The following is a 23,660-nucleotide window of genomic DNA, read 5'->3' as shown; positions in this document are numbered from 1 at the left end:
CTCAAAAAACTGGCATGGCACTGATCGTAAAGTGATCAGCCTCAACATGCTGATCTGAGCCACAGGCGTTACTCCCATGAGTTTCAATTCTCATACTGGCAACACACCCCTCCTGGATCGAGTGATCATTCTTGCTGGGGGTCAGTCTTCTAGAATGGGGCAATCGAAGGCGAATCTTGCCATTGGCAGCCAGACATTCCTCGAAAAGATCTGTCAATCTCTCAGCGAATTGGATGTTCCCATCTATCTTCAGGGAGGGGTCGAGTCGGATGACTTGCAGCTGGCCCGAATCGACTTATCTCGCATCATTCTCGAAAAAGACCCGGCCCCTTTTTGCGGCCCGCTGGTCGCGTTGAGTCATCACGCACAACGTCATTCATTGAGTCATGATCGTTGGGCTTTTGTCGTCGGGTGCGACACGCCACTGGTGAATGCCTCGTTTGTGAGTGGCTTGCTCGCATGTGCCCGAAAGTCCTGGAGTCCGGATCATCTGGCGATGGGATTTTCCCTGAGTGATGGCTCACTCGCCCCCTTCCCTGCGATTTATTCCTCGCGGTTGTTGAATCTGCTCCCTGAGTGGGTCAATGCGGGTGAGATGTCACTTTTCCGTGGACTCAAAACAGTGCCGACGACCATCGTGCCCTCGCACGAACTGCTGCAAACTCTGGCGGATTCTGCCACTGGCAAATTGCCTCCCTGGTTTAACGTCAATACTCCGGCAGAACATGCCATCTTGACAGAGAATCTGTTTTAAGCGGCCACCATAGGCAAGAGATACGGTCTTGACGGTAAGCAGGCATTGGTAAGAAAGTCCGCCTCAATGAACGGGGCGGATTGATCGGCTCAGGCTGAGACCAGACTGGCATCAACGCTGCTCCTTAATCCAGTCGACTCCCACTGCGTTTCGCGGAGCTTATCTATGACTTCTGGTGCCCGCCTGATTCTGACCATTCATAACCATCAGCCCGTTGGCAATTTTGATCATGTGATCGAGCAGGCCTGCCAGGATGCTTACTTCCCGTTGCTTGATCTGCTGGATGAGTTCCCGGAAATCTCGATCGTACTGCACAACTCGGGGAGTCTGCTTGAATGGCTGATGAAGCATCAGCCAGGCTATGTAAACCGCCTCGCGGCTTTCGTGGAAAATGGTCAAATTGAACTGCTGGGTGGGCCGTTCTATGAACCCATTCTCGCATCAATTCCCCGGCGTGATCGCGTGGGGCAGACTGCCAGTTACAAGACATTCCTTGAACGCCGGTTTGATACCCCCGTACGCGGTGCCTGGATTCCAGAACGCGTCTGGGAGCAATCATTTGCTGGAGATCTGATTGATGCGGGCGTCGAGTATGTTCTGCTGGACGACTCACATTTCCGCAGTGCAGGTCTGCGTGATGACGAATTGCATGGCTACTACATCACCGAAGATGCCGGACGTAAACTCTGCCTGTTCCCTGGCAGTGAACGCCTTCGTTATCTCATCCCCTATGCCAGCCCTCAGGAAATCATCGATCATTGTCGGCACATTGCAGAACGCACTCCCGGAGCGGTGCTCACTTTTGGTGATGATGGCGAAAAATTTGGCGTCTGGCCCGGTTCCAAGACTCATGTTTACACCAATGGCTGGCTGCGTCAGTTCTTCACCGCCCTGCGTGAGCAATCACACTGGCTCAAAGTGACAACCATGGCCGAGACCGTGCGGAATGTCGCGCCGTTGGGAAGAACTTACCTCCCCGATGGCAGCTATCGCGAGATGACTGAATGGGCGCTGCCGGCTGATCGCCAGCTACAGTATCAGGATGCTGTCCAAGGCTATCGCCAGCACCATGATTGGCCTCAACTGGGTTCATTTGTGCGAGCCGGATTCTGGCGTAATTTTTTAGTGAAGTATCCTGAAAACAACGAAATGTATACCCGCATGCTGGGCGTGAGCGAGCGGCTTGCGTCTTACGAAAAACTCTATGCCGAAACCGAGCATGTTTCAGCACTTCGTTCGGCTCGCACAGATCTCTACCGCGCCCAGTGCAATTGTTCGTACTGGCATGGTGCCTTTGGGGGGCTTTATCTGCCCCATCTGAGAAATGCTGTTTACAGTCATCTGATCGCTGCCGACCAGAAGCTCGATCAACTGGCTGGCAAAATGAACCCCTGGGTCGAAGTGACGATTGATGATTTTAATTGTGACGCCAAGTATGAGGTCAGCCTGGCGAGCGACAAACTGAAGGCATTCTTCAGCCCTTCAGAAGGAGGGCACTTATACGAACTGGATGTGACAGCCGTTCGTCACAACCTGCTTTCCACACTCAATCGTCGGTTTGAACCTTATCACGATAAGATTCGCCGGGCAGGAAGTTCGGCCCATGTTACGGAACATGGTGGCGGTGTCGATCCCAACGGCGGCATCAGCTTCAAGCAGGCCGGGCTTGATCAGAAACTGCGATATGATCAGTGGGCGAGAAAATCGTTGGTGGATCACTTCCTGCAACCCGGCTTGTCATTGGAATCCTTTAACAATGGCGAAGGAACCGTGGGTGACTTTGCTAACGGGGCCTATAAAGCCATCATTCGCCGATCGGATTCCCGCGTCGAAACACAGATGACACGGCACGGGCACTTTGGCCCCTATGAAGCCACTGTCCGCAAATCGATCATCCTCGATGAACAGTCGCCCGCCGAACTCATTATCAAGTACGAACTGTCTCAACTTCCTCAGGGGTTGCCACTTCACTTTGGTATCGAGTTCAATTTTGCCGGGCTTGCAGGCTCTGCTCCCGATCGATATCTCTACGACGCGCACGGTCGTTCCATTGGCACGCTGGATTCCACTCACAGCCTTCCCGCTGGTCAGTCCATGGGACTGGTTGACGAATGGCTGGGAATCGATGTGAATCTGGATTGTTCGCAACCGGCACAATTCTGGATGACTCCCGTGCAAACAGTCAGTCAATCAGAAGGTGGGTTCGAGCTGGTTCATCAGAGCACGACAATCATGCCTCACTGGGAGTTTTTTGCACCGGCCAATGGCACATGGACAGTTGAACTCCGACTCTCCATCGATACGTCGATCGCCCAGGCCAGGAAACTCCAGGAAGAACCGACCCGCCGCCCTGCCTCATTGGCGATGCCAGTATAAAACATCGCCTCAAAACCATTGAAGAGGGGTGCGTTTTAGAATGAACGAATGCTACGGATTGTAAGGATCTGAGCGATTGTACTGATGACTCAGAACCCATTCTTCTGAACATCCCCCACAGCTTGACAAAAAAGGTTGAGAGACAATATCCCGTCTCTCAACCTTTTTTTGCTTGAAGTGTTCAAATGAGGCTTTGTCGATGGCTGGCAGCAGTTGATGTTTTTTGCCAACAGATCGTCACACCCGGAATTCCTGAGCTAAGTTTCCCATAACCGATGGTCGGACAAGTCCATCATTAGGGAACTCCTCTCCCGATTTCGGAGTGATCAAGTCTCATGCCTCCTGCCACATTCAACCCCGCACGCTCACGCAACGGCATCTCCTCCGAACAGGATTTTGAAGCACTCAAACGCCTCATCCACGGCAAGCTCGTGGAAAAACTCGACCTGTCCCGCCTGGGTGATCTGGAAGGAGACACTCTCCGCCGGGAAATTCGCCTGGTGGTTGAACATCTTTGCGATACTGAAAATCCGCTTCTCAATCGTTCCGAACGCGAACGTTTGATTGAAGAAGTGCTTGACGAAACATTCGGCTTCGGCCCTCTGGAAATCCTGCTCAAGGAACAGGGTGTGGCCGACATCATGATCAACGGGCCAAAGAACGTCTTCATTGAAAAAGGGGGCCGGATTCTGAAGTCCGAAGTCACCTTTCGCGATAACGATCACCTGCTGCAGATCCTTGATCGAATCGTTTCCCGCGTGGGCCGCCGTGTTGATGAAACGTGCCCCATGGTCGATGCCCGTTTGCCTGACGGTTCCCGTCTCAATGCGGTGATTCCTCCCTTGGCTCTCGATGGCCCATCAATCACCATTCGTCGATTTGGCTCGAAGCCGCTCGCATTAGAAGACCTTTTACGGTTTGGGGCTTTTACCCCCGAGATGGTGATGCTGCTCGAAGGAGCCATGAAGGCCCGGCTCAACTGCATCATCAGCGGTGGGACTGGTTCCGGAAAAACGACACTGCTGAATACACTGTCCAGCTTCATTCCCAACGATCAGCGGGTGATTACGATTGAAGACGCCGCGGAAATCCAGCTGCAGCAGGAACACGTGCTTCGTCTGGAAACCCGCCCTGCCAATATCGAAGGCAAAGGGCGTGTGACAGCGACTGATCTCGTGAAAAACGCCCTACGTATGCGACCTGACCGCGTCATCATTGGGGAATGCCGTGGCCCGGAAGCGCTCGACATGCTCCAGGCGATGAATACTGGCCACGAAGGGTCATTAACCACGATCCACGCCAACACCCCCCGCGATGCGGTTTCCCGTTTGGAAACCATGATCGCCATGGGTGGTATCGAACTTCCGCTTCGGGCTTTAAGGCAACAATTCGCTGCCGCCGTTGATCTCATTATTCAAACGAACCGCCTGCAAGGTGGCCCTCGAAAGATCACGCACATCACTGAAGTCTTGAACATGGAACAGGACACAGTCGTTATGCAGGACATTTTTGTGTTCGTGCAAGATGGCATTGATGAAAACGGACGGGCATTTGGACGCTTTGAATCGACCGGCGTTCGCCCGGCATTCATGTCGCGGCTTGAGCAGGCCGGGATTCGATTGCCAGCCAACATTTTCCAGCAACGATCACTGGGTGGTCGCTAAATCACCCGATTTGCAATGAGGAATTCAGGCGACATTCAGTAGACGCCATCCTCCAGTTCCCAGGCAAAGACCTTAGATTTTTAGTTTTACGTGTTCGAGAGGCTCTGGCCTTTCTCATGGCTCGCGAAGGGATTGATCGATGAGTCCACTCATCATTTCCATAGTCGTCTTTGTGGGAGTCACCGCGCTGGTCGGGGCTATTGCCTCGCTATTTATGGGTGCAGGATCGAACCGGGCTGAGGATCGACTCGATGTTCTCGCGGGTTTGAAATCCAGTGAAGAACAGACACGCATCACTAAAGATGATCTCGTCAAATTAAGCTCTCAGACAATCGGCGGGATGTTAGAAGGCATTCTTGAAAGATTTAAAGGGATTAGTCTCTTCTTTGAGCAGGCCGATTCTCCCATCAATTTGCAAACGTTTTTATTGATCAGTGCCGGATGCGGCGCCGTGGGTGTCGTGCTGGGAATGGTCGGGAATGCTCCCACGCCTCTGCTGCCCCTGTTTGGTCTGATGACCATGACTTTTCCCTTATTCTGGTTGTCATTTCGTCGCAAGCAGCGATTCAAAAAGTTTGCGAAACAACTCCCCGATGCCATGGAACTGATGGGGCGTGCGCTCCGTTCAGGACACAGTCTGGCTTCAGGATTACATCTGGTCTGCGATGAAATGCCGGCACCGATTTCTCAAGTTTTCCGGGCGGCCTATGAAACTCAGAATCTCGGTGTTCCCGTAGAACAGGCACTGAAGGATTCTCTCAAAAAGATGCCCAACCTGGATTACAAATTCTTTGTCACAGCCGTGGCAATTCAACGGCAAACCGGTGGGGATCTGGCAGAAATCCTCGACAAAATCAGCGAAGTGATCCGTGAACGATTCAAAATTCTGGGAACGGTTCAAGCTCTGACAGGCGAAGGTCGCTTGAGTGGTGCCGTGCTGATGGCCATGCCGATCGCCATCTTCTTTGCCGTTTACTACCTCAATCCCGGCTATGTCATGGTGCTCTTCACCACAGAACTGGGCCGAAAGATGATCGCTGTCGGGATTGTCATGCAGATCCTGGGCGCTGTCACGATCAAGAAAATCATCGATATCAAAGTGTAACGCCTTTATCAAAGCGTAACGCCAAGGCTTGATAAATAAGTTTCTGCATACCTGTTTTTGTTTTGAAAAGCTCCGCCTGGCATTCCAGGGATTTATGGGATTGTCCCAATGATGAGTCTTGATCTTGCCACCATCATGCCGATTGCGATCTTCGCCTGCATTACGCTGGCGGTCTTCGCGGCCCTTCAGATATTTAGCCAGCAGGAAAGTCGAGCCAGCCAGCGGTTGGACGAATTCAACAATCCGTTACTCCGTGAGCAGCAAAAAAATCAGAAGCAAGGGATGGCCAATCTGATTGAAAAGGCGGCTCCTGCCCTCTCGAAAGCTCTCGAGCCTAAGTCAGAACTCGAACAAAGTCAGCTGAAGATCCGTCTCGCCAATGCCGGATTCCACAATCCCAGTGCACCCACGGTCTATTTGGCAGTAAAAACCGTCTGTCTGTTGCTTGGACTGGTCATTGGGGGAGGAACGGGTCTTATAAAATATGGCACCACTCAGTCCGGCCTGACGACATTAATTGTCTCGGCGGGCGCTGGTTTCTATTTACCCGAACTCGTGCTCATGTATTTAATCAGCAAACGCAAACAGGCCATCTTTCTACAGCTTCCCGATGTCCTCGATCTGCTGGTGGTTTGTGTCGAAGCAGGCCTTGGTCTGGATGCGGGACTGCGGCGTGTTTCTGAAGAATTGAAAGATACCGCGCCAGAAATCTGTTCCGAACTCGCCATGTGCAACTTGCAATTGCAGATGGGCCGCAACCGCCGGGATATGTTACATGATCTTGGCGTGCGGACTGGTGTTGATGACGTGAAGGCACTGGTTGCCATCATGATTCAGGCCGATAAGTTTGGTTCTTCAGTCGCTCAGGCTCTCCGTGTGCAGTCCGATTCCATGCGAGTTAAACGGCGGCAAATCGCCGAAGAAAAGGCCCAGAAAACGGCCGTTCAAATGTTGTTCCCCATGGTGATCTTCATCTTCCCGGGAATCTTCGTGGTTCTGGTCGGCCCCGCAGCCATCAAGATGATGGATCAGCTACTCAATAAACCATGACCGTTCTCAGGCCAAACGGCTCTGCTGATCGTGCGACCTGCTCTGAAAAAAATCCACAAGTTTCAATTTTGCGACGCTGCAATCGGGAACTTGTTGACGCGACACAACCTGTAACCTAGGTTTGCTTACCCTCGACAAACTCCAGGCTTTCACAGGCTCGTTAAGTTTTGGTTTCCGTTCTGGCCATCCCTTCATGAGGAAGGAATGACGTCTGAACTGAAACCTGGTGTTGGAATCTGTACGTACTCTGTGTGATGAGTGCCGGAGAATTGTATGTCGATGAATCAAGGCTCTCTGCTTGTTGTGGATGATGACCGTCAACTGGCCGAGTCCATGGCGGATTATCTGCGCAGTCTGGGACATCGCACAGAAACCTCTTTCACGGCCCGCGACGCCATGTCCCGGATGAAAGAGTTTCGTTTTGACATCGTGATCTGTGATGTCAATCTGCCTGACGAAGATGGATTTGCGGTTCTGGAATGGGCAACCAAAGCGGTACCAGATACAGAGATCATCCTCCTCACAGGTTATGGCACGATCGAAAGTGCCGTCGATGCCATCCGTCTGGGGGCGTTTGACTACCTCACCAAGCCCGTCATTGATGAAGAGCTCAATTTCTCAATCCAGCGAGCCTTGGGGAAACGGGAAATCGTTGCCGAGAACCGACAACTCAAGAAACAATTGAACGACCGATTTGGTCTCGAGAACATCGTTGGGCATGACTATCGGATGCTCAAAATGTTCGACATCATCGAGAGCGTTGCCGACACGCGGACAACCGTGCTTGTTCTGGGCGAAAGCGGTACAGGAAAAACGCTGACCGCCCGAGCCATTCATCAATTAAGCATTCGGCGAGACAAGCCGTTTGTCGAAGTGGCCTGTGGTGCCCTTCCCGACAGTTTGTTGGAAAGCGAACTCTTCGGTCACGTGGCGGGAGCTTTTACCGGTGCCAGCCATGATCGCGCGGGCAAGTTTCTCCAGGCGAATGGCGGGACATTGTTTCTGGATGAAATTGCCACCGCTTCGCCGAGCCTGCAGGTCAAGCTCTTACGTGTTCTGCAAGACCGGGAGTTTGAACCCGTTGGCGGAAACAAAACCCATAAAGTGGATGTCCGCTTGATTCTGGCCACGAATGTGGATCTGGAAGAAGCGGTCGCCAAGGGCGAGTTTCGGCAGGATTTGTACTACCGCATTAACGTGGTGACATTAACGCAACCCTCATTACGTGAGCGACTGAGCGATATTCCACTGCTGGCCGAACACTATTTGAAAGAGTTCGTCGCACAAACCGGCAAGAAAGTGACCGGTTTCAGCGAGCAGGCGCTTCAGGCCATGAACCGCTACCGTTGGCCCGGGAATGTTCGTGAACTGGTGAATGTGGTGGAACGGGCGGTCGTTCTCTGTAAAGGCTCGGTCATCGGCATTAACGACCTCCCGGACAATATGCGTCGGGAAGAAATGGTCATTCCGGGAACGGCGACAATTGCTTCCAATGGTTCCTCTTTAAAATCAGCTCTGGCAAATCCCGAGAAGCAATTGATTGTCGACGCTCTGGAGTCACATGGCTGGAACCGGCAATTAACGGCTGAGGCGCTGGGGATCAACCGAACCACCCTCTATAAGAAGATGAAAAAGTACGGCATCAGCTTTGAGAGACATCTCATGATGTCCTGAAGCGTGATGTCGGGGATTTCTGGCAGATACTGCCAAATCCTCGTGCAGCAGCCAGCTGCAAAGATGTTACGACCGCTTTTCCCGTTACTCGCGGCACAATCGATACAGTCAGCCAGATTCCCGAACCGATACTACCGTCAGGCCCATCCAGCGCGATGGCTCATCTTCGGCGGCTTTCGCCGTTGTTAAGCCGGCACCAGGGTGGTTGCCTCGCTTACACATCACGGTGTATCGTCAGGGACGATCTGATGCAGACACGGCACTGGTTCAAACACCTTCACGGCTTCAAGTATCTGCTCGGCGGATTACTGATGGCTTCTGGCTCAGTAACACTGGGGCAGGATGCCGCCATGAATCCCGACCTCAGCGGGTACTATCCTCCTGCGGGCTATGGCCCGACATCAGGGGGTTATGCGCCAGGAGCATACGGCCCTGGTATGGCTCCCCCCTCATTTCCGCAAGGCGCCAATCCCTGGCCAGGAATTTCCCCATTTGAGGGGCCGCCTTTCCAGCAGATCAAGCAGGAAAACGGCTTCTGGTTCGATAATTCGAAATGGGGGCCACCTGAGGCCTCTTTCTCGGTCGAGGGCCTGTACGGAATCTATAAAAATTCCGGTAACAGCCTCGTGGGATCGCCAGGCATCATACCAATGTACCGTCCCCCGAACTCAGGGACTGGGACTGGGACAGGAACAGGCACTGGAACCAACACGGCTCTCAGAAATGTCACGCCGTTTTCCACAGCCTCCATGCCCACGGAGTCGACTGCGGGCGGTTTGCGATTGACGTTGGAAGGTGAAAATGTCGATGACAGCGGTTGGACTCTTTCGGGATTTTTCCTCGATCAGGGAATTACCGTAGATAGTAAGGTCGCCACGCCGAGGCCCGTGCCAGTCACGACCCCACCCGTTTACTCCATTCCGCAGGATGATCGCCTTCAAATCGTGGGATCGCTACCCCTGTTTGATGGCGACACTGATATGAACAACCTCAACAATGGCGGCGTACAAAAGTACGACCTGTTGTTTGAACTCAGCCATTCGTCACAACTGTGGGGCGCCAACGCAGGAGGGATGCTGAATCCCTGGAAAGAGGGCGACGCATTCAAAATCCGTCCAACTTATGGCATTCGCTATTTCGGTTTGCGGGAAACATTCGGGTTCCACGGGATCGATAGCGGCGACAATTATACCGTCTCAGAAGTCGACCTGATGGTCGATAATTTCGGACGTCCAATACCAGCGGCTGAAATTGCCCCCGATAATATCGCAGACATTCAACTGTTGGATTCAACTCTTCGTTCAATCGTTCAATCACAGTTTGCCGGCCCGGAAATTGGTTTCCGGGTGGATCTTGGGAAAGAACGTTTCAAAATCATCTCGCATACCAAGTTCGGTCTTCTTGCCAATCATTCCAAACGATCAATCCAGTATAAGAACATCTTCAACCAGACAGGCTCTGACAACCTGCCACCAGGGCCAGATATTGTTGATCAGTTTTTCAATGACTCATCAACAACCACCGTGGTCTCGCCCATGCTGGAACAGTCAGTTCTCCTTCGTGCTCCCCTGCTCAGTTATGTCCCTCTGATCAAACGACTGGCTTTCTTTGAAAAAGCTCAGTTCCAGGCAGGTTATACCTTCACATTGATTGGTGAAGTTTACCGTCCTGAAGAAAACATTGTCTGGCGTGGTGCCCCACTTCAAACCACCGTGGGTGACTCACGAAGTACCTTCTGGGCACAAAGCTGGAGTTTCGGTGTGGAGTGGAATTACTAATTCTCTCTCCCCGCGACCTCCACGCAGCAGTGCAGATCTCGATGAACCATGAATCACCCCTCTGGCTTTTTTGCCAGAGGGGTGATTTCGTTAGGCATCAGGCATGTGGTGCGAATTCGCGATGTCAAAGTCCTGACTGGCAAGCAAAATTGCCCCCCACGCCACATTTCATGGTTAAAGCCAGTTTATGACGCTGCAACTTCCACCCACATGGCGACCTCAACCGCCGCATTCAATGGTAATTCATTGACCCCGACAGCGACGCGAGAATGCCGACCCGCGAGACCAAAAATCTCAATCATCAGATCAGAGGCCCCGTTGATCACCACCGGTTGCCGACTGAATCCGGGAGCCGACTGAACAAAGCCATCCAGCTTGACGATCCGGCGGATCACATCCAGTGTTCCCAATTCATGCTGCAGATGGGCCAGGGCATTCAAAGCACATTGTCTGGCTGCCAGTGCAGCCTCCTGCTCAGTAAGATCCGCCCCCACTTTCCCCGTATGTGTCAAGACCCCGTTGAGCATGGGTAACTGACCGCTGGTGACCACGAGGTGGCCAGTTTTCACCACAGGGACATATGACGCAACCGCGCCAGGGGGAGAGGGCAATTCAATACCCAGTTCTTTTAAGCGAAGAGAGGGCGTAGACATGTTTTCGTTCCTTGAGAATCCGGGTGTGTCCCTTTTTGAATTCGCTGTTATCTGTACGACAACAGGAACCCACAAAGAATCAATTCGGTTTTGACAGGGTCAGCAAAGATCTGCGAAGCAGGCTAAAGAGCCTGCACGAGTTCAGCAACTTGTCAGGACTGTGGTCGCAACAAGGATGACATTTATTAAGGCACAGTTCCAAGGCCTGGCACAGTTTCTCATTGCGATCAATCGTTGATTAGGGAATGATAATTATTGGTTGATGCGATTGATCGGTGACAAGCCATCAACCAGTGGGTCATGAAAGGGAGTGCCAACACACTCTTTGTGAAGCCGACTCGAGCATCGCGTGTTCACCAGCCATTGATTAAACGGCAGACGTTTTGCCACTTTTCATAATTCAGGAGTGAATAGGAAATGACCTGCATGAATCGGTTCGGTGCCGTTGTATTCGCAGTGATCTTTCCCTGGCTCACGACAGTGATGGCCCAAGAGGCCGACGAGTTACCACCACTACCCAGGAACCCGGCTCAATGGATCAACTCGGCGCCACTGACTTATGAGCAATTACGCGGCAAAGCCGTCTACTTTGTCTTTTTCGAGGAAACTTGTCCGAAATGTCGTGCGGCCTGGCCTGATATCCTGCGATCTGCCAAGGCCAATGAACGACTTCCTGTCGTCTTTATCGCTGTCAACTCGGGAACTCAGCGTCCAGAAATCGAACGATACGTCAGAGAGTTGAAGATTACCTGGCCCGTCATTGTCGATATGGATCGCTCGTTTGAAGCCAAGTTTTCCGACAGCAGTGTCGGTGAGATTTCCCTGCAAAACATCCGCCAGATTCGAGGGGTCACCGCAGCCGGAAAAATTGAAACCTTGCCATATGATGAATACGACATGGCCATCAAAGGTCTGGCCAACGGAGCAACATGGAAAGTGGAGCGGATGGAGGTTCCCCCGGAATTGTTACCGCTCTGGCAGCAGTTTGAGTACGGATCCTATGCGGGTGTCGCCCTTACTCTCAAGAAAGCCGCCGTCTCACCACGCCCCGACATGAAGTCGGCCGCGGAAAAGATGCAAGCTGTGATTGATAGCGAAAAGCAGGAACTCGAAAGCGCTGCAGTGGAAGCCGCTGGTGCGGGCAATAAATACAAAGCCCACGAGATCCTGCAAAAAGTGGGTGAGCATTTCAAAGGCTATCCGTTAAGTGATGCCGCGATGAAATTGAAAAAAGACTTATCTCGTGATGCTCAGGTCAAAGCGGGAGTCACGGCTTCCAAGCAGATCATGATGATTGAACGCCAACTGGCAAATGCCCGTCCGCAGGCGAAAGAAAAACTGGCTGACCAACTGGGGAAAATCGTGAATGATTTCCCTGGAACAGAACTTTCAGCCTATGCTGAATCGCTGCTGAAAGGGGCGGGACTGGATGTTCCAGCTGCCGGTGGAGCCGCAGATGGCGCCACTCCCACAATCAAGTCAGGAACATTCTAAACGCGAAAACGGGTTTAGAAGAACAGCATTCAGTTGACGACTACGGAGTGGGTATCAGGATTTCATCCGGTATTTCTGCAGCAGTGGCCGCCTTATAGTCGGCTTCCGCAACGAAATAGCCTAGTAGCGATTCAATTTCCGCAACCCGCGCATCGAAGGTCGCCTGCTCGCGCAGATTCAAGCGGAGCAGATCACTGGCCCCTTCATTCAATTTGATCGTTTCAAAACGCTGCATTTCATCATTCAGTCGGACAGCTTCACTGGCCTGACCGATGGCCCGATAAGCATTTTCAAGAGCAATGACCGCCGTTCGCACCTCGATGGAAATCTTGTCAGTTGTATATTGGCGTTTGGCAAGGTTCTGGGCCAGTTTCCCCTCCATCATCATGATCTTACCATTGGCATTGCGACGCTGGACTGGCACCGTAAACATCAATCCGGCTTCCCCCTGGAATGGCCCCTTATCGTTGTAGGAATTCGAGGGAGCACCGACATCTTTTGTTCCCAGGACATGGGCATCAAGCGTCGGTAGTAATTCGTTCTGGGCTTTACATAGCTCGATATTCAGCTGTTGGCGATCGTAATCAAGCGCCAGCAATTCAGGGCGACGGGATGTCGCAAAGGCGATATCAGCCTCCAGAACTTCCGGCGTGACCAGCATGGCTTCCGGGAAGCGGGCGGGAAGCATGTTGTTGGGTGGGATAAACGGATTTCCTGAAGGATCCCGCATATAGAGAGAAAGCTTGACAGCCGCACTTTGCAGCTTTTGTTCTGCATCAATCAGCTTCACCTGTCGCGCCACGATCAACCGCTGGTTATCAATCACATCGGATTCTGGTCGATCGCCCTGTTCCACAGTAGCACGGATCTGTCGGTCACGGTCAATCGCAAGAGCCTGAAGCTGTTGAGCGACAAAAAGCCCCCTGCCCGCAGCAACCCAATTCCAGTAAGCAACAGAGCTTTCACGAATGAACGAGAGGAGCTGAGACTTGATTTCCGGTTCGACACGAGATTGACCAACCTGTGTCAGCCAGAGTTCAGCACGCCGCTTGTCTATCGCACGATTCTGGAGCAGTGGAATTGCCAGACCAAGTTTGAACTCACCGGCATCGTTGGTCTGCCGTCCGCCATACCACGGTTCAAAGTAACCTCGGCCTGTCCGATACCCGGCAATGACTTCTCCGCCGTTTTGAAGCACCGGCTGCTGGATATCAAACCCATTTCGATAGGTTTGATAGTAACCCAGAGGCTGATTGTTCATATCGGCATTAAGCCTCAGGTCAAATGCCCCCTGAGCAGCCAGATTGGCGCCATTGGCGATATTCCTCCCGTACAGTGCGCTGCGCAGCATGGGGAATGACAAATAGACCGCATCCACCACCTGATTCAAACGAAGTGAGCTGAGATCATTCTCTGGGCTTGGCTCGGGAATTATAAAGCGACCATCCGGGCTGGGAGGCACGCCATCTTTCACCAGCGGGTTTTCACCTTCGATTTTTTGACGAGTGATTTTGCCTTCCATCAGCTCATCAAGCGGCATCCTGGCAGCCACTTGAACGGTGGCTTCTGTTGATAATCCTTCTTCGGACTCCAGCTCAGCCGTTATGACGGGATCTTCGTTAAAATCATCCGTGTCACGCTCACGATTTCTTGAATCCTGATCAGGCTCAGCAGAGTCATCGTGGGCGAGGCTGGTACGAAGTGGCCCCAATCCCGAACGAGACGATTCCCGGGATGAGGCACTCTGATCCTCCCCCTGCTTAAGTCCTGCAGCGTTTTTTGATGCTGGGGAAGCCGTAACGACAACGGGCCGGGATGCAGCACATCCCGCGATCATCAGACAACCAACAAGCATCCATGCTTGTCCGGGCAATGTCATTTTTTCCCTCGGAGTAATTTTTCGTCGTAGGAAGATTTTAACTCTTCAATTTGAATTGCTGGAGGAAATCCGTTGAGTTGTCTCCAGAGTTCTTGTCCGATTGTCACCTGATCCAGAAGAATCCAGGCTCTTGCCCGGATGCCTTGTCGCAAGACTTGTGCGGTTGGCCATGGTCTTAATTCGTCAGGATCGGGCAGTACCAGTACTCGGAACTTCCCCATTCCGTCATCCATTGAATCAACAACCGTTACAATCCCACCAAACGTTCCGACCGCCACAGAAGGCCACCCGGAAAATTGAACGGCAGGCCATCCTTCAAACTGTAATCGAACCTTGCGGTGCTTCCCTTCCTTGTTTAGCGAGGCAGCTAATGGGGCGTCGTTCCCATCAACCTTGATCTCCACAGCCCGGTCTGCCGTTAATGGAACTAACTCCAGCAGTGGCTGTCCGGCAGAGACAATCTTCCCCCCCTGAAAGTTCATCAACCTTAGGATATAACCATCGATCGGGGCCGTCACCGACTGCACCTGAACCTTCTGTTTCGCCTTGATATCGGCGATCTCTTTCTCGGTATTGGCGATGTCTCCCAGCGCCTTCTGATAAACGGCCCGAGCCGAGTCAATTTTAGTAACAGCCTCACGAATTTTATAAATGCGTTCTGCCTGCTTGGCCGATAGCTCGCTCTTGGCCGCTTCAACATAGGCCTCAGCCTGAGCCAGTTTTGCCGCTTCTTCCTGGGCTTTCCGCTCGGCAATTTCCACTTCGTAGCGCGACTCGACCTTCTGTTCAAAAAGCTGAATCCGTCGTGTGCGATCCTTCTCCGCCTGTTCAACAGCAGCCTCAGCAGCTTTATAGCTCTGCTGTTCTGCAAGAAGTTTCTGTCTCGCCATTTTGATGAATTCATCCTGTGCCAGTTCCGTCTGGTCACGGACCGCTTTGAAGGCTTCTACCTGTTGTTCGTAAGCGACGACAATCGTCTTTTCTGTTTCCAGCTTGCGAAGCGTTGCTGAGAGTTGTTCTTCCAGTCGAAAGATCAGCGCGGGATCAATCACTTCGATGTCCATCAGGGCTTCCCCCTTCTTGACAATCGAACCTTCAACCAAATCCGCACGGATATTGGTAATGCGGCCGGCAATGGGGGCATCCACTTCTTGAAGTCGGTGGTTCGGGTCATAAGTCACGACTCGCCCCGACCCTGTCACCGACTGCTGCCAGGGTGCCCACATCATGATGATGATGCTCGTGGGGAGCGCCCAAAGAAGCGCCGTGGAGACCCAGCGAATGGTTCTCACTGGCTGTGCCAGACGCAGCGCCGGGAAATGACGAGCTTGCCAGGTTTCACCAATATCCCAATGCGCCAGCGACTGTCGGGTTTCAGTGGTGGTCAGTGCGAACGAACTCTGGCCATGGCCTTTGGCTGTCGAGCTATGAGAATGTCCTGTCATATTGAAACTCCAGAGAGAACGAGTGCTTTGTCAAAGTGGAAAATCCGGGTCTTGCCTGTTGTTAAGTCCGACAACGGAGGACGTTGCTGTGACATAAACGCGATGACAAAGCCGTGACGCGGCACAAGGCCCCTTTCGGTCATTTTCGTGAGTCGTTTAATTCCCTGAAGCTTTCGGCAATGCCTGATAGGGCACGGTCGAAAGAACTCGATAATCCCGGTCATCCAAGGCAACCACTTGATCGCAAAGGGCCGCAATGTCTGGTCGGGAAGTTGAAATGACGGTTGTCCATGTCCGATCAGGAGCAAACATCACCCCCAGCAATCTCTGACGAAGCCCCTCAGGAACTCCATCTAACCACCCATCGACCAGCAAAAGCCGGGGTTGGCCGGCCATGGCTCTGGCAAGCACCAACTGCATCTGCTCGGTGATCGAGAGCGGGAAACCTTTGGAGGTCAATTCCGTATGAATTCCTCCCTGCAAGGTTTCAATCCGCTCAATCAACGCCACATCATCCAGTCGGCGAGCCACCATCTGGTCACTCACCCCAGGCCGGTGCATATGCACGTTTGTAGAAATTGAGGCCGTCAGAATGCTGGCTTCACGAACCAGCGCAACTTGTGAACGAATCAGATCGCGGCGCAGATCCAGCAACGGGTGGCCATCAAGTTCAATGATTCCTCGCAATTTGACCGGGTCTCCTGCCAGTGCCGAAAGAATCTCGGCGCGATGCTCAGGCCGACTATCGAGAATGGCCAACGACGACCCGGGGGGAACACTACATGTCAGGTTCGGAGAAACCCAGGGACTGCTGGGAGGACGCAAATCATAGCCCCAGGCAGTATTACGCATCTCGATTGCCATCGGCTCGGAGCGATCCGGAAGCAGAACACCGCGATACTGATTCACAGGAAGATCAAAAAGGTGTCCCAGTTTGTCGACCGAAGCCATCAGATCGAACCACTCTTCCAGATGCTTTCCTAACTTTGAAAATGAACCAACAATCGTGGCCACAATCAATTCAGCGGCCACCAGTTGACCCAATGTCAGCTGATCCTGCAAAACCAGATATCCCCCCAGGCCAAGCAGCCCTGTGGCCGCCACAGCCTGCAACACGGCTAAAGCCACATATTGCCTGAGCACGATTGTAAAGTGCTGCTGCCGGGCCAGGAGATATTTAGTGCAAAGCGCATCGCTTCGCTGCCATGCTAATGCCGCACCATCCGGTGTCTGAAACAGGCTGGGGACTCGCACCAGTTCTTCAAACCAGGCCAGCGTGGAGTATTTATGGATCGATTCATCGATCGATGTCCGAATCCCGCCTCGCCCCATCGTGAGAATGATCAACGTGAGCAGCGCGATCAAAATCAGGTCATAGCCCAGCAGGAAAGGGTGATAAAACGCCATCAGCGTCATCCCGACAATCGTTGCCAGAATGATCGCCAGTCCATCGACCAGCAAGCTGCTGACAACTTTTTGCACAGTCACGATTTCCAGAAACCGATTCACCAGTTCCTGTCCATCGTGGTGCTTCCACTCTTCTTCGGTCACACGCGGAAGCCGCCAGGAGAGGTCAGCGGTAATTCGCGTGAAGAGCCGTCTTTGAATCACTTCCGCGATGTAAATTTTCAGAATCTGAAACGCACCACCCAGGCTCAGAAGCCCCAGCAGAATCACACTTAACACAATGATTGGCTGATAAACGCCACCAAAGGTCACCGCTCGCACCAGTTGTTGTGCAGCCATCGGAGCAGAAACAGAGAGCAGACCGGCAGCGCAGGCCATCAGAAAGATCGTCCAGATCTCATGGCGATCCGGCGCAATCATCCGAAATAATCGTTGCCAGGGTGGCTGGTGAGTATCGTGGCCAGCCCCTAAACCATCGATGTTCGGTTCATAGACCACGCATCGAAAAGAAGCGGCCGGTGCCTGCCTCACCAGTTCCAGCCAGCGCAGACTCGTTCCTGATTCTGTTTTCGTGAATCGCTGCGCCGTGGGCTTTCCTCGGCCAGACACAACCAGAATTGGTGGATCAATTCCCCAGCCGCCCATTTCACTGGGACGATCGACCTGATCCTTCAGTGAATGAGGTTCACCGGTTGTGGCCGCCTTTGCCATGACGACTCCCCCCTGACGGACAATCGCGTCAACATCAGAAGCGGTCAGATCCATCAGCCGCACTGCCAGCCCATGGGAACGGGAAACCTCAAGGCTCCATTTCCACCATTTTTCCTCCAGGGTTCCTTTCCAGCATTGAATCACCGATTCAAGCTCTCTCTGAATCGCCAGAGGCTCCCAGGGATTCTCGGTAAGTCGGCCAAATTCAACAAGTGCCGCGATCAGTTCGGATTTTTGCCCTCCCGAACGCCTGCCGGTCTCCAAATGATCTTGTAGCTGTGTGCTCATCGGCCATGCGTCTCCGTCTCATCTCCTTCAAGCAAAGACAGGGGATTTTCACCTTCGCTGAAAGTTTCGTTCTGACTTGGCGGCTCACCCGGTAAGGCTGCCGTGATCTCTGTGGATCTAACTTGGGACTCAACTGTGGACTTAACAGTGGACTCAATTTGTCCCTGGTGTTGATCAATCGCGGTCGAGATCCTGATCTGATCTGTCCGGCCTGATGTCATACTATCGAGTACAGCGACTCCTCGTCTCAACCATTCTGCAATCGCGGTATCTGCAAGACGATAAAAAACATGCCGGCCTGCGCGCCGCTCTTTCAGCAGATGCCGGGTTTTCAGTAGCGCCAAATGTTGCGAGACACCCGAGTGGCTGATTCCCAGCACTTCTTGCAATGAATTCACATTTCGCTCGTCTTCCCGCAATTCTTCAATGATCTTAATACGGCATGGATGCGACAAGACGCCCAGCAGATCGGCAAGCTCTCGGGCAGCCACGTTCGGAGATGGCATTGGGTAACACCTCTGAATATTTGAAGATGTTTGAATCTGTTTTTTCCGGATCTCATTGATGCGTGATACGGCCATTTGGCGGAGAAAGATGACAATAATGTAAGAAATTAGTTTTCCACAAGAAGAACAGGTGTCACTTGTCCACCATTCACGCCGATATTCTCGCATCTTTTGCCGATTGAACACCATTTGTGAAACGATGCCCTTTCCTTGAGGTCGCTGGGAGGGCGGTCATTCATTCGCTAAGCTGGGGGCAGAAATTCAGAGTGAACGATGATTCATTTGAGACAAATCAATAGATATTGATACAGAGATTGGGCTGCGGATCTCATTAATCCAGCAAGATTTTCGTGCAACCGAGGGAACTCAGAAATGGCGGTGAGAGGAATTCGCGGAGCCACTTGTGTGGATGTCGATCAACCCGAATTGCTCCTGGCGGCAACTCGCGAACTGTTGCATGAGTTGATCCAGCAGAATTCCATCACTGATTTCGATGACATCGTCTCGGCCATCTTTACGACAACGCCCGACCTGACGTCGACATTTCCCGCCGAAGCGGCTCGGGCTTTGGGAATGCGGCAGGTTCCCCTGCTCTGTGCTTCCGAGATTGCCGTTCCTCACGCACTCCCACGTTGTATTCGTGTGCTGCTACACGTAAATACGGAAAAGCGCCCCAGTGAAGTGGTGCACGTTTATCTGAGAGAAGCCAAAAAGCTACGCCCCGATATCCAAAGTGCTCAGTAGGGCGCACCTTCAGATCGTGGCATGGACAAGCGATATGCGGCTTGACCTTCGCTCACCAGTGTAGATGCCATTAGCGTGGGAGTCGTGAAAAGGACTCTGGTGAATCCTGAGGGTGCTCAATCATGTCGAGCGTTTCCTGAGCAAATTCGGCATCAGCGAGCCTCTGCTCTTTGTTGAAAGCTGAGTTTGTCACGACAGGAAATGAGTGCTTTTCACAGTAGGGGCAGGTTTCCGTATAGATCACCCTGCGGCAATTCGGGCATTCATGCAGGCCAAAGACCGGCACGACAGCCGTCATTCGCTGATGGATAAAATACGCAAACGTGAAGACCACAAATCCCGCCAGCAGAATCGTCGCAATGGCGTGCTTCTCCCAGAAGAACGCGACCACCGTGACCAGTAAAGCACAGCAACAGAGTGAATAAAGTGTCACATCCAGAAGACGGCGGCGATTGAAGCGAATTCGGGAAAGCTCGCGGTTGACGCGGTGCCCGAACTGTTGCCGGAGGGCATCGAATTTCTCGGATTCAATTTCAGCGAGTTGCCCTGTGTGACCAGTCGCGATCAGCAGGCGATGCACACTATCCAGAACACGAAAAGCGTCATCCTCATTGAGAAACGTCTGATGGGCCAGACGATTTCGATATTCCCTCAACTCACTGACAAGACTTCGCTCAAAAATCCCCATCTGCTGCCGGAAGCAGTGATTCCATTGATCCCAGACCAGGCTCAGAAGCACATGCGGATCCGTGAGAGGATCATCGATTCGTGCGGAGGCCATGTTCCGATCACCACGAACCTGCTGCAGAATCAAATCGTTGGCCCGAGGGCCGTGGACACGCCGCATCTCCTGCCGAATGTATGGTGACCATTCTTCAACAAGGATATCCAGAGCACGTGTAATACGATCCTGAGGCGTGGGCATCTCGCTGGCTTTTTGAAGGTGATGTCAGTCAAACCACAAAGCATGAATCTCTGAAGAAAGCATCCGTTGCTGTCTTATCGCAAATTGTCACAGTCTTGTTCAGACTTAAGAGAGGAAACTGTTGAACAACTCCCATTGTTGTGGCTTGCGAACAACTTTGTGCCTGGTCTTGAAGATTTTGCTGCATCGATCAGGGATTCTGGAGAGAACTCAACGGATATCGCGGTCTTGACAGCTTTATCAGTGGTAACGAATGAGAGGTGAAACAAGGGAGGTCATGTGCCTGGGAGCGGTGGTCGGGCGACTTAACAGAAAGGAATTTCAGGGAAGATCTGTTTGAGATGCTCCAGAACGTCCCGGCAATCGTTACGGGCTGCATCCAGTGAATTCCCCCACCCAAAGACCGTACAGATCGGGTGTCCCGCTTCAATATGGCTTCCGGGATGGGGAATATCCGCGATCCGCAGAAGGCTTTGATCTGCATCTTGTCCTGAAACATGCTTCCATGCCGATCTCAGGTCAGGCGACGTGAACGCTTTTTCGGCGTAAGCAATCCATTTCATGCCAAAGCGCGGCTGGGCATCTCTCGGAGTCTGATGGGGTTGAGGTGAAATAACCTCTGGAAGATTGACGATTTCGACGGATTCACTCTGCACCGTACCTTGCAGAAGACCATCAAGCCGTTCTCCTCTCGCTTCAAGATGCTTGCGGATCAATGATGGCGGAGATCCCGCTGTCAGCTCAAGAATCTCGCAACTGGCGGTGTATCGCGGGTTGATTTCAATGGGACGCCAGATTTCTCCCTGGAGAATTCCGTCAATTCCCATCAGCCCTCGATAGCCGGATGTGCGGGCCAAGTTTTCGGCAATCTTCTGAGCAAGGCTGACAACGTAAAGTGGTGGTTGAATCGGGCCCCAGGATCCGCGATACCCAAATTCTCCAAAGGGTGTCCCGGACAGTCCTTTCGTCCAACCCATCAATTCCACACGGTTTTCGCTCATCAGAAAAATCGCATTGAGTGAGATGCCCTCCACCCATTCCTGAAGATATTTCCCTGCGGAAAGGCGCCCTATCAGTTCGGCTTCTGTTTCATCAGAGGAGGCTGGAAACCTGATGACCCCCACCCCTCCCCCGGACTTCAAGGGTTTCTCCAGCCATTGTCGCTTGAGGGATGTTGGTCGTGCCGTATCTTCAGAAGTCCTGAAAAGACGAGGACAAGGCACTGTCATCACACAGAGTGGTGCACCACCTGACTGATGCACCATCTGTTGGAGCCAATGGGGATCTCGCAAAAGCTCTAGTATTTGCGGCCCCACTGCCAGCAGCGGGAGATCCAGGCACAAGTTGGCCAGCAATTCGGCCCTCTCCGGCCAATTTTCCCAAGGGCCGGTGTATAGCCAGGCATGAAATGGCAGGCCTTCCTTGTCTTCTGTCTGAAGCCGCAAAATTAATTCACGGACGGGATGCCATTCACACAATTCCTGGAGATCGAGATCGCCGTAATCATCAGTGGCGATGACCTGCAGCCCTCCCCGCGTTGCCGAAGCCGTGGCAGCACGGACACTTCCTCCAGCGATCAACAGCATGCGTTTCACCACATTCTTTTGAGCACATCAGCTCGGCTTCGATGTTTTTACAGAAGGTTGCCACTCTTACTGAAGGCCAGAGGCAAGCCGCCCCTGGCTGCGGCAATCATGCCTCAGCCTGAGCACCATCAAATAGAAACAGGGCTGCCCCTCTTTTGAGAGAAACAGCCCTGTTGATCAATCCTGAAGCCAGTCAAACCCCCGCGAGGGGAGCACGACCTGATAATATCCGACACACTAGCGGCGTCAGACCCATTCGTGGATGGACGACTGACCCACATACGCCGCCACAAGCCCCGCAAGGGGTTAGCCGAGGAGGGTTTTGCCGGTGCTGAGGAGGTCGTCGCAGGCAGTTCCCAAGCGGGCGGCCATGCCGATTTCGGCTGCTTTCAAGTAAGCGCGTGGGTCATATTGCTTCTTGTCGCCGATCTCGCCATCGATTTTCAGAACGCCTGAGTAGTGTTTGAACATGTGGTCGGCGACAGGGCGGGTGAAAGCGTATTGGGTGTCGGTGTCGATGTTCATTTTGACAACGCCGTAGCCCAGAGTTTCGCGGATTTCTTCAAGTGGTGTGCCTGAACCACCGTGGAAGACGAGGTCAAACTCGGCTTTTTCGCCGTACTTCTTCATGACGGCTTCCTGGCCCATTTTCAGAATATCGGGACGCAGTTTGACGGCGCCGGGCTTGTAGCTGCCATGCACGTTGCCGAAGGTGGCTGCAAAGAGGAAGCGGCCAATTCCGCTCAGCGCTTCATGAACAGCGACCATGTCTTCAGGAGTGGTGTAAAGCTTTTCAGCGGGGTGATCGGAATGGTCGACACCGTCTTCTTCACCGCCGACAACGCCGGCTTCGACTTCGAGGATAATCTCGTTTTCGGCACAGAGTTTGAGCAGTTCTTTAGAAAGAGCCATGTTTTCGGCCAGTGGCAATTCCGAAGCATCCAGCATGTGAGACTGGAAGAGGTTGCCCAAGCCGGCTTTACGACGACGAGCCGTCTCTGCAATCAGTGGTTTCATGAAGGAATCCACCTTGCCGGGCTGGCAGTGGTCGGTGTGCAGGGCGACCAGCACGTTATGCTTTTCAGCCAGGCGATGGGTGGCTTCTGCCAGAACAATGGCTCCAAATGCCATGTCTTTGACGTTCTGGCCTGAGGCAAATTGGCCACCGCCCGTGGAGACCTGAATGATGCCATCAGACTTCTTGTCGGAGAAAGCCTTCAGGGCCGCGTTGATGGTCACGATTGAGGAGACGTTGACAGCGGGGTAGGCGTAACCACCCTTTTGTGCGGCATCAAGCATTTGAGCGTATTGGGCGGGTGTGGCAATAGGCATGTCAAAATTCCAGTGAATGGCTAGGGGAAATGGCCAGAGGATCCTTCGTTAGAAGTCTGTTTAGATTGAGACTTCTCACGGACATTCCAATCGATTTTTCCTCGGGCTATGAAAACGGTGAGAGAGTAAACCTCCCTACACTTTTTGTGAGGTGAAGGGGTCAGAAAGATGACCTTTCCAATAGCCCCGTCTCTCCACAGTGTGACGATGGGAAGTGCGACGATGGGAATCGTACGGACTGCCGGCGGGAAGTTGAAGTCTCTGCACGACTTTTCAGTACCGAGATTCC

General features: G+C 52.7%; 17 protein-coding genes. 9 read left to right on the top strand and 8 right to left on the bottom strand.

The window, feature by feature from the left end; all coding sequences use genetic code 11:
* The first annotated feature begins 76 nt into the window (after positions 1-76).
* The 7 genes from mobA (at position 77) to SH287x_RS04415 (ending at position 10,401) form a co-directional block, all read left to right on the top strand.
* The gene (gene mobA, locus SH287x_RS04445) at positions 77-754 is read left to right on the top strand and encodes a molybdenum cofactor guanylyltransferase (protein ID WP_479517228.1); all 678 of its coding nucleotides are present in this window, start codon (positions 77-79) and stop codon (positions 752-754) included.
* A gap of 165 nt (positions 755-919) precedes the next feature.
* The gene (locus SH287x_RS04440) at positions 920-3,130 is read left to right on the top strand and encodes an alpha-amylase/4-alpha-glucanotransferase domain-containing protein (protein WP_479517227.1); all 2,211 of its coding nucleotides are present in this window, start codon (positions 920-922) and stop codon (positions 3,128-3,130) included.
* A 335-nt stretch (positions 3,131-3,465) separates the two neighbouring features.
* On the top strand, positions 3,466-4,794 hold the full coding sequence (locus SH287x_RS04435) for a TadA family conjugal transfer-associated ATPase (RefSeq protein WP_479517226.1): 1,329 nt from the start codon (positions 3,466-3,468) through the stop codon (positions 4,792-4,794).
* 139 nt (positions 4,795-4,933) lie between these two features.
* A complete protein-coding gene (locus tag SH287x_RS04430) occupies positions 4,934-5,899 on the top strand; it encodes a type II secretion system F family protein (RefSeq protein ID WP_479517225.1) in 966 nt (321 codons plus the stop codon).
* A gap of 111 nt (positions 5,900-6,010) precedes the next feature.
* Positions 6,011-6,949, top strand: a complete 939-nt coding sequence (locus SH287x_RS04425) for a type II secretion system F family protein (protein ID WP_479518661.1) — start codon at positions 6,011-6,013, stop codon at positions 6,947-6,949.
* 273 nt (positions 6,950-7,222) lie between these two features.
* Positions 7,223-8,623 (top strand): sigma-54-dependent transcriptional regulator, encoded by a 1,401-nt coding sequence (locus tag SH287x_RS04420; RefSeq protein WP_479517224.1) that lies wholly within the window; start codon positions 7,223-7,225, stop codon positions 8,621-8,623.
* Positions 8,624-8,871: 248 nt separating this feature from the next.
* Positions 8,872-10,401 (top strand): hypothetical protein, encoded by a 1,530-nt coding sequence (locus SH287x_RS04415; protein ID WP_479517223.1) that lies wholly within the window; start codon positions 8,872-8,874, stop codon positions 10,399-10,401.
* Positions 10,402-10,586: 185 nt separating this feature from the next.
* Here SH287x_RS04415 and SH287x_RS04410 read toward each other — a convergent pair whose 3' ends face one another.
* The gene (locus SH287x_RS04410; protein WP_479517222.1) at positions 10,587-11,054 is read right to left on the bottom strand and encodes a RidA family protein; all 468 of its coding nucleotides are present in this window, start codon (positions 11,052-11,054) and stop codon (positions 10,587-10,589) included.
* Between the two features lie 426 nt (positions 11,055-11,480).
* Here SH287x_RS04410 and SH287x_RS04405 point away from each other — a divergent pair, with 426 nt between their 5' ends.
* A complete protein-coding gene (locus tag SH287x_RS04405) occupies positions 11,481-12,548 on the top strand; it encodes a TlpA family protein disulfide reductase (protein ID WP_479517221.1) in 1,068 nt (355 codons plus the stop codon).
* Between the two features lie 40 nt (positions 12,549-12,588).
* Here the strand turns inward: SH287x_RS04405 and SH287x_RS04400 are convergent, their stop codons facing one another.
* The 4 genes from SH287x_RS04400 to SH287x_RS04385 form a co-directional block, all read right to left on the bottom strand.
* Positions 12,589-14,403, bottom strand: coding sequence for a TolC family protein (locus tag SH287x_RS04400; protein ID WP_479517220.1), 1,815 nt, complete (start codon positions 14,401-14,403; stop codon positions 12,589-12,591).
* A gap of 20 nt (positions 14,404-14,423) precedes the next feature.
* A complete protein-coding gene (locus SH287x_RS04395; protein ID WP_479517219.1) occupies positions 14,424-15,872 on the bottom strand; it encodes an HlyD family secretion protein in 1,449 nt (482 codons plus the stop codon).
* Positions 15,873-16,028: 156 nt separating this feature from the next.
* Positions 16,029-18,278: an ATP-binding cassette domain-containing protein gene (locus tag SH287x_RS04390; protein WP_479517218.1), complete on the bottom strand. Its 2,250-nt coding sequence runs from the start codon at positions 18,276-18,278 to the stop codon at positions 16,029-16,031.
* Complete coding sequence (locus SH287x_RS04385) at positions 18,275-18,784, bottom strand: ArsR/SmtB family transcription factor (RefSeq protein WP_479517217.1); 510 nt, start codon at positions 18,782-18,784, stop codon at positions 18,275-18,277. Before SH287x_RS04385 ends, SH287x_RS04390 begins: the two co-directional genes overlap by 4 nt.
* Positions 18,785-19,156: 372 nt before the next feature.
* Between SH287x_RS04385 and aroH the strand changes: the two genes are divergently transcribed.
* Complete coding sequence (gene aroH, locus SH287x_RS04380; protein WP_479517216.1) at positions 19,157-19,528, top strand: chorismate mutase; 372 nt, start codon at positions 19,157-19,159, stop codon at positions 19,526-19,528.
* Between the two features lie 70 nt (positions 19,529-19,598).
* On the opposite strand, the gene SH287x_RS04375 is transcribed toward aroH, so the two are convergent.
* From SH287x_RS04375 to fbaA, 3 genes are all read right to left on the bottom strand, one after another.
* Positions 19,599-20,453, bottom strand: a complete 855-nt coding sequence (locus SH287x_RS04375; protein ID WP_479517215.1) for a Swt1 family HEPN domain-containing protein — start codon at positions 20,451-20,453, stop codon at positions 19,599-19,601.
* A 305-nt stretch (positions 20,454-20,758) separates the two neighbouring features.
* Complete coding sequence (locus SH287x_RS04370; RefSeq protein ID WP_479517214.1) at positions 20,759-22,039, bottom strand: ATP-grasp domain-containing protein; 1,281 nt, start codon at positions 22,037-22,039, stop codon at positions 20,759-20,761.
* Between the two features lie 306 nt (positions 22,040-22,345).
* A complete protein-coding gene (gene fbaA / locus SH287x_RS04365; RefSeq protein ID WP_479517213.1) occupies positions 22,346-23,371 on the bottom strand; it encodes a class II fructose-bisphosphate aldolase in 1,026 nt (341 codons plus the stop codon).
* Positions 23,372-23,660 lie beyond the last annotated feature (289 nt).

The organism is Planctopirus sp. SH287 (assembly GCF_056500625.1).
Note: the sequence above shows the minus strand (reverse complement) of the source record. Positions and strands in the feature narration are given on the sequence as shown.